Origin of the sequence: Oribacterium sinus, from assembly GCF_014202695.1 — a bacterium.
GTDB lineage: Bacteria > Bacillota > Clostridia > Lachnospirales > Lachnospiraceae > Oribacterium > Oribacterium sinus.
The window spans coordinates 379,747-394,336 of sequence record NZ_JACHHH010000001.1; the positions used below are offsets into that span (position 1 = coordinate 379,747).

Sequence of the window (14,590 nt, forward strand, 5' to 3'; positions counted from 1 at the left end):
ATATAAAATTTTGTATATCTATGATAAAATGGCTAAGAAAATCCCCGAGCGGCTTTCCATTTTCACTGTTTTTTATGAAAAATACCGGAGCAAGCTCTGTTTACCGGAGCATAGTACTTTATTTTTTGTGCAAAAATAAGAAAAGATAGGAAAACACCGGGAATCACAGACAATTACTCATTTTGAGGAGGCAAAGTAATGAAGAAGAACTTATTTGGATTAGGCGTAGTGTTATTTGCCCTTTCTCTTTCCGCTTGCGGACAGGGAAGCAAGACGGAGACTGCCGCAAAGCAGGAAACTACAGTAGCGGGAAGTGAAGCGGCAGGAGAGAGCAAGGCTGCCGGGGAAACAACAGCTGCTGCTACAGAGAAGGCTGAAGTTAAGGAGATGAAGGGGGATGCCCTGGCTAAAATCGTAGCGGACAAGGAGGAGAAGGAAAAGTATCTTGTGATTGATGTTCGCAGTGCGGAAGACTATGCCAAGGGGCATATCAAATTTGCCCTCAACATGCCTCTCGATACCTTTAAGGATGAAGTATCAAAGATTAAAGATTGGAAGGATAAGGACGTTGTTCTGTACTGCAATTCCGGAAAGATGTCCGGAGAAGCTGCGGAAATTCTGGTGAATGACGGTTTTACCAAGGTTTATAACGCAGAGGGCGTGAAGAAGCATTCCTACGACTTAACCACCTTTGGAAATATCAGAGGGGCTGAGCTTATGGAGAAGGCCAAGGATGCTTTGGTGGTAGATGCAAGAGAAGCCAAGGATTTCGAAAAGGAGCATTTTGCTACCGCTGTAAATGTAAATCCTGAAGATACAAAGACTATTGATGCTATTCTTCCGGATGATAAGAATGCCTTAATTATTACCCATTGCTATTCCGGAAACCGTTCCGCAAAGGCTGCCGAGTATATCGCAAGCAAGGGTTACACCAATGTTTGGAACTGCTTGGACGGAACCAAGGAAATCACCTATGATTTTTCTAAGGGAGACAAGTAATGGAGAAAAAATCCTTTCTGAAAGAAAGAATTTTCATCATAGTCCTTGGACTTGTTCTTATAGGGGCTTATTTTCTTTATAGCCCATTTCAAAGCTTTATGCAGGAAGTCTTCCGTGTTTTTGCCACGGGAGACTTTCAAAAGCTAAAGGAATTTGTGGCTTCCTATGGGGCCTATGCAGCGGTAATTTCCTTCCTTTTGATGGTATTACAGTCCATCATTGCACCACTGCCTGCCTTTTTGATTACCTTTGCCAATGCTGCTCTTTTCGGCTTTTGGAAGGGGGCCTTACTTTCCTGGTCCAGCGCTATGACAGGAGCAGCTTTAAGCTTTTTTATTGCCAGAGCCTTCGGAAGAGAGTTCGTGGAGAAGCTTAGCTCCAAGGGTGCCTTGAACCATATTGATGCCTTTTTTAAACGGCATGGTAAGCAAAGTATTCTGATTGCAAGACTTCTGCCCTTTGTCTCCTTTGACATTGTGAGTTATGCGGCAGGACTGAGCGGAATGTCCTTCTGGGGCTTTTTTATTGCAACAGGTCTTGGGCAGACTCCGGCAACATTGGTTTATTCCTATGTAGGAGGATTTTTAACCGGAGGAGCCAAGTGGCTGGTTACAGGACTTTTGATTTTGTTTGCTCTTGGCTTTATGATTGCCCTTGGAAAACAGCTTTATGAGGAGCGTTCTAAAAAGAAAGAACAGGCAAAAGGAGAGACTGTAAAGACAGAGGAAACGCCATAAAGAACAGTCCATAAAGAATAGTCCATAAAGAACAGTCCATAAAGAACAGTCTATAAAGAACAGTCCATAAAGAATGCTTCTATGTAAGGCGACCGGAGTAGAGGATGGATGAGAATAGCAGTATAGAAAAATGGAAAAAGCATTTTGCCATAAAGCCATTGGAATAGTAAGGAGAAAAAGGAGAAAGCTATGAAAAAAAGATTTTTAGCATTGGCGCTGTCCATGAGTATGGCGCTTCTTGCCTGCGGCGGTCAGAAGGCGGCAACTGAGACAAGCGTGGCAGGAGCAAATGCAGCAGGAACAAATGCAGAAAGCTCTGTAGCGGAAGATAAGGCTACAGAGGAAGCAAAGGCGGAAGGTTCCGCTGACTTTGATGCACTGGTAGCGGAAGCCAAGGGACAGACCGTGAATTTCTACGGCTGGGGCGGAGATGACCGCCTGAATCAGTGGTTAGACGGCTACTATGCAGAGTATTTAAAGAAAAACTATGATATTACTTTGAATCGTGTTCCCATGGGAATCGAGGATATTTTAGCCCAGCTTTCCGCAGAGAAGGAAGCGGGAGCCAAAGAGTCTGACATCGACATGATTTGGATTAACGGAGAGAACTTTAAAACCGCAAAGGAAAGTGATTTCCTCTATGGTCCCTTTACACAGAATCTTCCTAACTTTAACAACTTGGTAAGTCAGGAGGATCCGGAGACCAACAAGGACTTTGCTTATCCTATCGAGGGCTATGAAGCTCCTTATGGAAAGGCCCAGATGGTTTTCTACGGAGATAAGAGCAAGGGAGATTTCCCGAAGAATACCGAAGAGCTCTTGGCTTATGCCAAGGAGCATCCGGGACAGATTACGTATCCTGCCCTTCCGGATTTCACCGGTTCCGCCTTTGTCAGAAACGTAATTTACGATATCGTAGGGGTAGAACAGTTCCAAACCGTAAAGGAAGATAAGGAAGCGGTAAGAGAGCTGGTAAAGCCTGCTATGGAATACTTAAAGGAGTTAAATCCCTACCTTTGGAAAGAAGGAAAGACCTATCCGGAGAAGGAGCCTACCATGAGAAATATGGTGGCTGACGGAGAGCTGATTATGGGTATGACTTACTCTGCCTACCTTGTATCCAACAGCATTGCAGACGGATCTTTCTCCAACAAAATGCAGACCTTTATATGGGATAAGGGAACCATCGGAAATACCAACTACATTGCCATTTCCAAGAATGCAAAGCACAATGCGGCAGCCCAGGTTGCCATCAATGCCATGCTTTCCGAGGATGTGCAGTTAAACCGTTATGAGACTTTAAAGACCATTCCTGTATTGGATAACAGTAAGCTTTCCAAGGAAGTACAGGATGCCTTTGCCAAAGTAGACCTGGGAGAGGGTGTTTTAGAGCAGAGCGTTCTTTTGGAGAAGCGTTTACCGGAAATGCCTGCCGGTCTGGTTCCTATCATTGAGGAAATCTGGCAGGAAGAAGTGGCCGGAAAATAAGATGAAAAAGAAGATTTCCTATTTGTGGATTCTACCCCAGTTGCTTTTGTCCACGATCTTCCTTTTGGGCATTTCCTATGGATTTATCAAAAGCTTTTTAGGGGAAAATGGATTAAGCTTAGAGCATTATCAGGAAATCATGGGTAGAGGGGATACTGTCCCCTCTATTTTCTATACTCTCCGTTTATCCTTATTTTCCTCCTTTCTCTCTTTGGCACTGGCGATTCTCTTTTCCTTCTTTCTTTTGCAAATGGGGGAAAAATGGAAAAGATTGGAAGGCTTTTTTAGAATTGCCATTATGATGCCCCATAGCCTAGTGGCTTTATTCTTCTTGTTTTTACTGTCTTCCAACGGATTTTTGGCAAGGCTTTTCTATTCCTTTTCTTGGATTTCTTCCCAAACAGACTTTCCGGCTTTGGTGTATGATGAGAAAGGCATAGGCATTATCCTTTCCTATCTATGGAAGGAACTGCCCTTTGTCCTATTTTTCTCCCTGCCTCTAGCGTATCAAGTGGATGAAAAGGCGGGAGAGGCGGCAAGATGCCTTGGAGCAACTCCCTTTCAAGCCTTTTGGAAAATCACCCTGCCCCTATCCATACGGCAGTACTTAGCGGCCTTTTTCATCATTTTCTCCTTCTCCTTCGGAGCCTTTGATCTTCCCTATCTATTAGGAGCTACCAGTCCCAAGGCTTTATCGGTTTTATCCTACCAGGAGCTACAAAGAGGCTTTTTACAGCGGCCGGTGGCTTTGGCCTATAACGGGATTATTCTCTTGTTTTCTCTGTTCTTAAGCTACTTTTACTTTAAATTCCTACCGAAAAAGAAGAGCTAAAGAATGGGGCGAGCTATAAATTTAATAAGCTCAGAGGATGGAGAGTGGGATGAATTTAAAAAGGCTCAAAGGATGGAGAGTGGGATGAATTTAAAAAGACTCACAGTAAGGAGACAGCATGAACTGTATAAAGTCAAAAGAAAGGAAGGCATAGCATGAATCCTATAAAATATAAAGGAAGGGCTGGCGGTATTTTTTACCTACTCTTTCGGAATCTTTTTTTCCTAAGCTTAGTTCTGCCTCTTTTCTTTTTGTTGCTGTTCAGCTTTACGGAACGCTATGCCTGGCCGGAGCTATTCCCCACAAGCTTTTCCCTTCGAAGCTTTAAAAGCATTCTTTTTCAAAGAAAGGCTCTTTTTCAGGATACGCTTTTCAGTATGGTTTTTTCCTTATTGGTTTCCCTCTGTACAGTACTGGTGGCTTTTTGTACAGCCAAGTACCAAAATGAAGAGGGGCTTAAGGGAAAGGGGCTCGTTGCTTTTTTGGTGAATTTCCCCATTATGATTCCCGCAACGGTTTTTGCCATGGGGGCTCAGATCCTATTTTTGAAAATAAAGATTTTTAATCCATTTCTTACCGTGTTTCTGGCCCATGTCCTTTATGCCTTGCCCTATGCGGTCAGTTTTTTGCAGGAGGGAATGAGTAGAAAAATGAAGCTCTATGAAGAACAGGCTAAGGTTATGGGAGCCGTGGGAGGACGACTTTTTTGGAAAGTAAGTCTGCCCTTACTTTATCCCTATATTTTTCCGGCCTTTATGATGTCCTATATCCTTTCCATGAGCCAGTATATTTTGACCTTGATTTTAGGCGGGGGAAAGGTGAAAAGTTTAAGCCTGATTATGGTTCCCTATATTCAAAGCGGAGAAAGGAATCTGGCCAGTGCTTACGGTCTGATTTTTCTATCTAGCAGCTTTCTTTTATTTTTCCTCTTGGACTTTTTAGAGAAGGGCATACAGAGGGAAAGAGGCTAAAAAAAGTGATGTCTTAACAGAGCGAAGTTAGAACAGAGCGAAGTTAGAATAGAGCGAAGTTGGAACAGTGGGGGCTTGGACTAGTGTAAAGACAAGGTTAAGCTTTGTAAGAAGAGGGCGTACAGAGCATTTTGTAAAAGGAGTTAAGGGTGGAAATTTGTTTATCTTGTGAAAACTTAGAGCTGGAGCTGGAGAAGAAAAAGATTTTAAAGGACATTTCCCTGGAGGTTCGTTCCGGAGAAATATTGGCGCTCCTTGGGGAAAGCGGTTGTGGAAAAAGCAGTCTTCTAAAGGCAATGCTTGGCTTATATCCCCTAGCCAAAGGAAAAATCTTCTTTCAGGGAAAGGAGATTCAAAATCTTCCCAGTCATAAGCGGGGAATTTCCGTGGTCTTTCAGGATTTAAGGCTTTTCCCCCATTTGAACGTAGGGGAAAATGTCGGTTTTTCTCTGGAATTACAGAAAGTTCCTAAAGCAGAGCGAAAGCAAAGAGTGGAGGAGCTTCTAAAGCTTGTGCAGCTGGAAAGCTATTCGGAAAGACGGATTGATAGTCTTTCCGGAGGGCAAATGCAAAGAGTAGCCATTGCCAGAGCCCTGGCCATGAATGAAAAACTCTTATTTTTGGATGAGCCCTTTTCCGCCCTAGACCCTAATCTTCGGAGAGAGATGGGAGACTTTCTCTTAGAGCTTCAGAGGAAAGAGAATTTAACCGTGGTCTTGGTTACCCATGACCAGGAGGAGGCCCTAAGACTTGCCCACCGTATAGCCCTTATGAAGGGTGGGGAGATTCTCCAAGTGGATGAGGGAGAAAAACTCTACTATGCTCCGGTGAGTGAATATGTGGCAAGATTTATGGGAAAGGGAAACAGTATTTTGGGAAGAGTGGAAAAGGGCGTATTTTCCTGTCCCTACTTTTCCTTTCCGGTAGAGAAAGAAGAGGGAAACTACAGCTTCTTTTTTCGGGAAAGACAGCTTAGCTTTACAGAAGAAATAGGGGAAAGGCAGATAGCAGAAAGGCAGATAGCGGAAAGGAAGAACACAGAAAAGCAGGGAGAAAGTCTTCATGAAGTGGAGGAAGTAAGTGTAGCAACAGAAGCATTAAGCCCCTTTAAGCTTATTGAAAAAGAATACTTAGGGGAGTTTTTCCGTGCCTTCTATAAGAACTCTGCCGGTCAAGTCCTTAGCTGCCTAATCGAAAGGGGAGAGGAGCTTCCGGAAAAGGGCTTCCCCAAGCTTAGCTTTAAAGAAGGGGAAGAAAAGATTTTGTTTTTCAATAAGGAGGGAAAGTAGGATGGAAAAAAGAAAGCTTCTTTTTGACTGTGACAACACCATGGGAATTCCGGACTGTGATATTGATGACGGCCTTTGCCTTCTCTATCTTTTAGGACGAAAGGATATAGAACTTCTTGGGCTATCCTCTTCCTTTGGAAACAATAAAACCGCTGTGGTCTATGAAAACACGAAGAAGATGCTAAAGGAGAGAGGAAGGGAGGAGATTCCCCTTTGGTACGGGGCGGATGCGCCAGGACAGTGGGAAAATGAAGCCTCCCAAAAAATCTTAGAAACGGTAAAGCGTTATCCGGGAGAGGTGGATATATTGGTTACCGGCTCCACCACCAATATTGCAGGGGCCTATATGCTGGACAGAGAGTTTTTCTCCTATGTGAATAGCATTTACTTTATGGGAGGGATTACAGAGCCCCTGATTTTTGCCAAGAAAGAAATGAAGGAGTTAAACTTCTCCATTGACTATAAGGCTACGGAGCTTGTGCTAAAGAACGGCAAGAACCTTCATACCCTCACCGGAAATGCCTGCCTGGCCTTCCTCCTTTCCTATGAGGAATGTGAGAGAAGGCTGGAAAAATCTTCCTTAGGGCAGTATATTTTAGGGAAGGCAAAGGACTGGATGCATTATAATGATAGAGTCTACGGCATTCCCGGCTTTTACAACTGGGATATGACTACTCTTTTGTATTATTTTTATCCGGAGCTTTTCGAAGACTCCCTGCATTGGATTCGTCTTTTGGAGTCGGATATTAAGGAGGGCTATTTAATAGAGGGAAATGAAGGAGAGGGGAATCAGATTCATTTGCCCAAATTAAAGGATAGCAAAGACTTTGTGGAAAGAATGTTTGAAGGCCTTTCCTGAACATAGATTTGAAGGAAGCTAAATATACAAAAAAGCAAAATAAAAAGCATTAGTTTTAAAGCACTACAATAAGGAGGCTTTGATGTCCAAGCTGCAAATCATCCTGGGAGCCGGCGGTTCCGGAAAAACGGAATATTTGATTCGAAAGGCTTTACAGGAGGCCGGGAAGGATTATCATAGGCAGATTTATTATCTTGTTCCGGAGCAGGATACCCTTGCCATGCAAAAAAGAATCGTATCCCACAGCGAAAATCAGGGAAAGGGTATCTTGAATGTGGACGTTCTTAGCTTCCAAAGGCTTTATTACCGTGCCTTTGAGAATACCAATCAAAAGAGCCCCCTTTCCTTAGATGAGATGGGGAAAATGATGATTCTTCGCCTGATTTTGGGCAAGAAGAAAAAGCAGCTAAGCTATTACCAAAGGGAGGCGGAAAGTCTTTCTTTTGTGGAGGAATGTAAGTCCCAGATCTCCGAATGTATGCAGTACAAGGTAAGCCCGGAGGAATTACGAAAATGCGCGGAAAAATCCAAAAGGTCCATAACAAGAGCCAAGTTTTTGGATCTGGCCTATATTTATGAAGAATTCCTGCTCTACCTTTCCAAGACCGGCAGAATCACAGAGGAAGGCTTAGCGGATCAGGGAATTTCCGCCCTGTGGAAGGACAATACTTTAAAGGACAGCATCCTGATTTTTGACGGCTTTACCGGCTTTACCCCCATCCAGCTTCTTTGCATAGAGGTTTTAATGGAAAGGGCGGGAGAGCTGTATTTTTCCCTGGAGTTTTCCGGGAAAAATATCTCTGCCCTTGGAAACGGGAAAAAGCGGGAATCCCTTTTTTATCTTACAGAAGAAGCGATAAAAGAGCTTTATCAAAGAGGGGAGAAGCTGGGGGTGGAAATTCTTTCTCCCCTTTCCCTAAATGAAATAGACAGTAGAACAGGGGAAGCGAGGCCTGAGGGTGCCCTACTTCCCAGATTTGAAAAAATTCCTGCCTTACAGACCCTAGTAGAGGGATTTTTACAAGGAGAAAATCAAGAACCGGAGACGAAAGAAGAGCAAAGCCCGAAGACGGAAAGTATGGATAAGAGTAAGCCCTATACCGGTGGTGTCTACCCTTCCGTCCCCCATGGCATTTCCATCATCGAAGCCACCAATATTTCTAAAGAGGTGGAGGAGGCCTGTAGCCATATCCGCTATTTGGTAGAGGAAAGGGGCTATCGCTATCAGGAGATCGGGGTGGTGCTTCCGGATGTGGAACTGTATAGGGATGCCTTTTTTCAGCAGGGAAGAAAATTTGCTATTCCCCTCTTTTTGGAGGAGGACATTAAACTCTTCGACTCTCCCTTCAGTAAGGTTCTTCGCTCCGCCTTAGAGGTGATGGAGAAGGGCCTGCTTTATGACTCCTTCTTTCGTTATCTTCGGGCCTTTCCCTACCGGGACATGGAGGAAGAGGACAGGATTGATGCCTTGGAAAATGAAGCAAGAGCCAAGGGCCTTAAAGGGAAATCTGCCTTTAGAAGCCTTTTTCAAGAAGAAAGCCTACTAGAAGCGGACGCTCTCTTCAGCCTCTTAGAGGAAAATGAAGGAAGCCATAGCCTTAAAGAAAGAATTGAAAGTTTGGAAAGCTTTACGGAAAGGCTTATGGCGCTGTTTCAGCTGGAAGAGGAAGCTATATTTCTTAAAAATGAGGGTATGGACTCCCTGTCCCAAAGCTTAGAGCGAAGCGTAAGCCAGATTCAGCTTCTTCTTTCCAAAATGAAGGAGGGATTGGGAGGAATTCCGGTAAACAAAAAAGAATTTTCCGCCTTTTTTGATATGGCTCTTTCCTTAGAGAAGCTACGGCAGATTCCTGCAACAAACGATCAAGTACTGGTGGGAGACTTAACCCGCTCCCGTTTCCATAATCCCAAGGCCTTTTTGTTCCTAGGCTTAAATGCAGGGCTGATTCCCCTGCCCCCAAAGAAGAAGTCCCTCTTTACCGAGGAAGAAAAGAGCTTTTTACGGCAGGAGCATTGCACCCTGTCTCCCTTGGCCTGGGAGGAAAGCTATATTCAGGAGTTTTACCTTTATCACGCCTTCCTAAGCCCCAAGGAAGAGCTGTATCTTTCCTACCCTTTAAGAATACCAAAGGGAAGAGGAGGAATTTCTCCTATTTTACAAGAAGTATTGCGGCTCTTTCCCAAGCTTAAGATACGAAAGCTGGACAGGGAAATACAGGAAATGCAGAGCTTTTCCCAGGCAAAGGCCAGCCTTTCTAAGGAATTACCGAAACTTTGCAAAAAGGAAGCCCTGTTCCGTTCGGAGGAAGAAGTTCTTCCTTATTTTCAGTTGGAATCCTTTCAGCTTCTTCATAGCCTCTGGCAAAAGGAAGAGTACAAAAAGGATTTGGAAAAACTTTTGGATGCAGTCTTTTGGGAGAATCGACATTTGCCCCTAAGCAAAGAACTGTCCAAGGAGCTTTACGGAGAAAAAATCAGAGGCTCCGTAAGCCGACTGGAAGGGTTAAATCGTTGTGCCTTTTTCCATTTCCTTCGCTACGGCTTACATTTGCAGGAAAGAAAAGAGGCGGAGATTCAGGCTTTTGATTTGGGAAATCTTTACCATAAGCTGGTGGAAAGCTTTTTTAAGAAGGTAAAGGAAGAAAAGCTGAAGGGAGAGGTGCTTTCCGAGCATTTTCAGGAATATCTGAATCATGCCATAGCGGAAAGTGAGCAGGATCCGGAATTTGCTCCTTTCTTAGAGGGGGGACGGAACCAATATTTTCTCCATAAGTTTAAGGAAAATGCAAAAACCATCCTTTGGGCGCTGGAGCGGCAGCTTTCCGGCGGAGATTTTCAGGTGGAAGCTTTGGAGCGGGATTTTAACTATGATAGCGATAGCCTGTCCTTCCGGGGAAGGGTGGACCGGGTGGACAGCTACCTGGATGAGGAGAAGAATTATTACCTGAAGGTTTTGGACTATAAGAGTGGAAATACGGATTTTTCCTTGGATCTTTTAAAGGCGGGACTACAGATTCAGCTGCCCCTCTACCTTTCCATCTTGCTGGAAGAAGAGAAAAAAAGACATCCGGACTATAAGCTTCACCCTGCAGGACTCTTCTATTTCACTATGGATAACCCAAACCTAAGCTTTAAGGGGCAGACTGAGGAAGAGCTTTTTCAGGAGAAGCTGAAGGCTTCCAGACCGAAGGGCTTAATCAACGGGGATAAGAACATCATTTTCCGTATGGACAGGGAGCTAAAGGGAGACAGCCTTTTGCTTCCGGTAAAGGAGAAAAACGGCTCTATTGAGGAAAAGGGCTCTGTTGCCAAGGAAGAAAAGATTCTGGCCATGCTTTCCTATGTGCGGGAGAGGGTGGAAGAGGACTGTAAGAGAATCCTGGAGGGAGAAAAGGCCATTTCTCCTATCCGGGAGGCCATGGATAAGACGGCCTGCACCTATTGTCCTTATCACAGCATCTGCGGCTTTGACCCGAATCTTCCCGGATTTTCCTATAGAAGCCTGGAAAAAGGCGAGGAAGAGGCGATTTGGGACGAGTGGATAGAGAAGTATCGAAAGAAAGAGTCGTAAGATAGCATTGAGATGGGAAGTATCGGAAAAAAGGCAGTAAGATGGTGTTGCCGGTGAAAGTATCAAAAGAAAGGGCAGTAAAATGGCATTGTGGACGGAAGAGCAAAAGGCGGTAATCGCCCATAGAGAAGGAAATCTGCTGGTTTCTGCGGCGGCAGGTTCCGGAAAGACGGCAGTGCTGGTGGAACACGTGCTGTCCCTGATTTTAGAGGAAAATGCTTCCCTTTCCTCTTTGGTTTTGATGACCTTTACCGAGGCTGCGGCGGAAGAAATGAAGGAAAGAATCAAAAAACGCTTGGAAGAGCATTTGCAAAAGGGCTATGATAAGCGGATTCTTCGGGAAATTGCCCTGCTTCCTACCGCAAATATCAGTACCATCCACGCCTTTTGTAAGCGACTGATCGAGGAAAATTATGCAGGTCTTTCCATAGACGCCCATTTTCGGATTGGGGATACCGGGGAAATGTCCCTACTCCAATCGGATATCTTGGAAGAGCTTTTGGAAGAGGAGTACGAAAGGAAGGAAGAGTCCTTTCTGGCCTTTGTGGATCAGTTCTCCATGGGAAAGAAGGACAAGGGCATAGAGGAGCTGATTCTAAAGCTTTATAACCTGGCCAGTGCCATGCCCTTTCCCAAGGCCTATTTGCAGGGACTTTTAGAGGAAGATGCCATTTCTCGCAGGGAAAAATGGGAAAAGGACCTTTACATTGATATGAAGAGCAGACTGGAAAATCTTTCTCTTCTCTATGAAGAGGCCCTAGACCTATGTCGGGAGCCCAACGGCCCTATAGAGTATGAAGAGCGAATTTTAGAAGAAAAGGAGCAGTGCCTTGCCCTTGCACATACGGATAATCTGGAAGACTTGGTAAGGGGACTGGAAAATCTTTCCTTTGGAAGGCTGAAAAGCACTAAGGCAGAGGGAAAGGAGCTGGTAAAGTCCCTTCGGGAAAGAGGAAAGAAGACGCTGAAAGCTTGGCAGGAAAACTATAGACTGCTTCCGAAAGAGCTGGAAGAGGAAGTGGAGGAAAAGGGACAGAAGCGCATCCTGGAGCTTGTGCGGCTTTGCCTTCTCTTTTTAGAGCGCTATCAAAAGGAAAAGGAAGAAAGGGCGGTGCTGGACTTTTCGGACTTGGAGCATTTTGCGTTAAAGCTTTTGTATCAGGATGGTCACTATAGTGCCTTGGCGGATGAGCTGGCCAAATCCTATCGGGAAATCCTGGTGGATGAGTATCAGGACTCAAACCTTGTGCAGGAATATATTGTTCGTGCCCTTTCTCAGGAGCGCTTTGGAAAGCCCAATGTCTTTCAGGTGGGAGATGTAAAGCAAAGTATATATCGCTTCCGAATGGCAAGGCCGGAGCTATTCCTGGAAAAATACCATGATGAAAGCTATCCCAAGATTTTCCTTCGGAAGAACTTCCGTTCCGATGAAGGAGTGCTTTCCGCGGTAAATACCCTATTTTTCAAGATTATGAAAAAGGACTTCGGAGGAATCGAGTATGACCTGGAGAACAGTCTATTCCTGGGAAAGGTAAGAACAGAAGAAGCAAGGCAGGAAGAGGATTCTATTACAGGCAAGCAGAGACGAGATCAGACGGAACTGCTTCTCTTAGAGTTGGAAAAAACTGGTTCTAGTGATGAAGAAGGAGACGGAGATGATGGAGCTGGCACTAAAGAGGAGAAAAGCAAGGCTAATCAAAACAACTCTTCAGAAGAGGACGGCAACAGCACCTCCAACAGCGCCTCCGGAAAATCCCTCAGTAAGTTAGAGCTGGAATGTAAGATGATTGCAGCCAAGGTTCGGGAGCTTTTGCAAAAGGGCTATGCCTATAAGGACATGGTGATCCTCCTTCGTTCTCCCCATAGCGTTTCCAGAGAAATGGTGGATATCTTCGGAAAGGAAGGCATCCCTGCCTATGCGGAGCTAAAAACCGGCTATTATTCTGCGGTAGAGGTGGAGACGGTTCTATCCTTCCTTGCCATCATTGACAATCCAAGACAGGATATCCCCATGGCCGCAGTACTACGCTCCCCCTTATTTTCCTTTACGGATGAAGAGCTGGGGCAGATTGTGCTGGCGAAGGGTTGCCTATACGAAAAGCCCTATGATAAAACCAAGGAAAATGCGGTAAACCTATCCTTACAGGCAGAAAAAGAATTGTCCCCCGGACTGGAAGAAAAATGGCAGGATTTCCAAAATAAACTGGAACGCTACCGTAGACTATCCCGTTCCCTGCGGCTCCACTCCTTACTGACCTTGATTTATGAAGAGACGGATTACTATAACTATGTGCGGGCGCTACCTTTAGGAGAGAAACGGCAGGCGAATCTTGACCAGCTCCTAGAGGATGCCAAGCAGTTTGAAAAGGGAAGCTACAGCGGCTTATTTCATTTTATCCGCTATATTGAAAAGGTGAAAAAGCAGGAGCAGGATCAGGGAGAGGCAACGGTGTTCTCGGAAAAGGACGACCTGCTTCGGATTATGTCCATCCACCACTCCAAGGGACTGCAGTTTAAGGTAGTCTTCCTTTCCCAGCTCCATAAGACCTTTAACAAGATGGATTCCAAGGCGAAAATGCTGATGGATGCAGAGCTGGGGCTTGCCGCGGATTATTTGGATTTGGAAACAAGAATAAAGTATCCCTCTCTCCACAAAATCGCCATTAAGGAAAAGGGGGAGCGGGAGAGTCTTGGGGAAGAGCTTCGAGTGCTTTATGTTGCCATGACCAGAGCAGAGGAAAAGCTGATTCTCACCGGCGTTTGCAAAAATGAAGAGGATTTAATGAAGAAATTCCCGGTGCAAGAACGGCTGTCTCTGGAGGATATCCGAGGAGCGACTTCTTATCTTGCCTGGATTTTAATGGCCTATTCCCGGAGCTTCTTTGAAAGTACCAAGACCGAAGAAATCGCCCTTCGTTTTCTCTCGAAAGAGGATTTAGAGGAAAATGAAGGAAAAGCCATGGGAGAAGCTATTTCCCTTGAGAAAAAGCTCTACGAGTTCTTGGGAACAGGGCGGGAAAAGACAGAGGCGGAAAAGCTTATGGAAGAGCATTTTTCCTATGTTTATCCCTTTGAGAAAAGCACCCATAGAAGCCCCAAATACTCCGTTTCTTTATTGAAAATGAAGGCCATGGAGGAGCATGGGGAGGCGCTTTCTGAAAGCGGAAAGGAAGGAAGGGCAGTTGCACCGGAGTGGGATGAGGCTAATGCTAATGCTGAAGAAAAGCAGCAGACTAAAGAGAACCAAGACAGCCCACTAATTCAGAAAATGAAAGCAGAGGGAAAAAATATCGGAGCGGCAATAGGTGACAGCTATCACCATGCCTTAGCCTTTTATGATTACTCCAGAGATATTTCTCAGCTATCCGAATTTCTTTCTCCGGAGGAATATGGCTTACTGAATCAAGAGAAGCTTAAGAAGTTCCTGGACTCTCCCTTAGGACAGCTTTTTGCCAAGGCCTATAAGGAAAATACCCTTTATCGGGAACAGCATTTTATGCAGGAAGTGAAGTATGAGAAGCTATTTCCGGAGGATGGGGGGGATAATGTTGAAAAGGTAATCCTCCAGGGTATCGTCGATGCCTTTATTATGGAGGAAGAGGGCATTATCCTTGTGGACTATAAGACCGACCGGGTAAAGGACGGGGAAGAGCTAAGGAATCGCTACCAAAAGCAAATCGATTTATATAGCGAAGCCTTGGAGCAGATTTTAGGGAAAAAAGTAAAACGAAGAGTCCTTTATTCCTTCTCTTTGGGAGAGGAAGTGGACTTATAAGAAGAGCCAAGATGGACTTAAAAAGCTTGCCGAAGCAGAGCAAAAAAGCTTGTTAAAGTAGACTTATAA

At 44.8% G+C, this 14,590-nt stretch carries 9 protein-coding genes; all 9 read left to right on the forward strand.

The window, feature by feature from the left end:
* The first annotated feature begins 198 nt into the window (after positions 1–198).
* The 9 genes from HNQ46_RS01600 to addA all read left to right on the forward strand — a co-directional run bounded on the left by HNQ46_RS01600 (position 199) and on the right by addA (position 14,521).
* The gene (locus HNQ46_RS01600) at positions 199–999 is read left to right on the forward strand and encodes a rhodanese-like domain-containing protein (protein WP_183682088.1); all 801 of its coding nucleotides are present in this window, start codon (positions 199–201) and stop codon (positions 997–999) included.
* Positions 999–1,736: a TVP38/TMEM64 family protein gene (locus HNQ46_RS01605; protein WP_183682090.1), complete on the forward strand. Its 738-nt coding sequence runs from the start codon at positions 999–1,001 to the stop codon at positions 1,734–1,736. Before HNQ46_RS01600 ends, HNQ46_RS01605 begins: the two co-directional genes overlap by 1 nt.
* Before the next feature lie 189 nt (positions 1,737–1,925).
* Complete coding sequence (locus tag HNQ46_RS01610; RefSeq protein WP_183682093.1) at positions 1,926–3,224, forward strand: ABC transporter substrate-binding protein; 1,299 nt, start codon at positions 1,926–1,928, stop codon at positions 3,222–3,224.
* 1 nt (position 3,225) lies between these two features.
* Complete coding sequence (locus HNQ46_RS01615) at positions 3,226–4,056, forward strand: ABC transporter permease subunit (RefSeq protein ID WP_183682096.1); 831 nt, start codon at positions 3,226–3,228, stop codon at positions 4,054–4,056.
* A gap of 155 nt (positions 4,057–4,211) precedes the next feature.
* On the forward strand, positions 4,212–5,027 hold the full coding sequence (locus tag HNQ46_RS01620) for an ABC transporter permease (RefSeq protein WP_183682099.1): 816 nt from the start codon (positions 4,212–4,214) through the stop codon (positions 5,025–5,027).
* Positions 5,028–5,176: 149 nt separating this feature from the next.
* Positions 5,177–6,316 (forward strand): ABC transporter ATP-binding protein, encoded by a 1,140-nt coding sequence (locus HNQ46_RS01625; RefSeq protein WP_183682102.1) that lies wholly within the window; start codon positions 5,177–5,179, stop codon positions 6,314–6,316.
* Position 6,317: 1 nt separating this feature from the next.
* Positions 6,318–7,175, forward strand: coding sequence for a nucleoside hydrolase (locus HNQ46_RS01630; RefSeq protein WP_183682105.1), 858 nt, complete (start codon positions 6,318–6,320; stop codon positions 7,173–7,175).
* Between the two features lie 82 nt (positions 7,176–7,257).
* On the forward strand, positions 7,258–10,746 hold the full coding sequence (locus HNQ46_RS01635) for a PD-(D/E)XK nuclease family protein (protein WP_183682107.1): 3,489 nt from the start codon (positions 7,258–7,260) through the stop codon (positions 10,744–10,746).
* A gap of 82 nt (positions 10,747–10,828) precedes the next feature.
* Positions 10,829–14,521, forward strand: coding sequence for a helicase-exonuclease AddAB subunit AddA (gene addA / locus HNQ46_RS01640; protein WP_183682111.1), 3,693 nt, complete (start codon positions 10,829–10,831; stop codon positions 14,519–14,521).
* Positions 14,522–14,590: the final 69 nt, after the last annotated feature.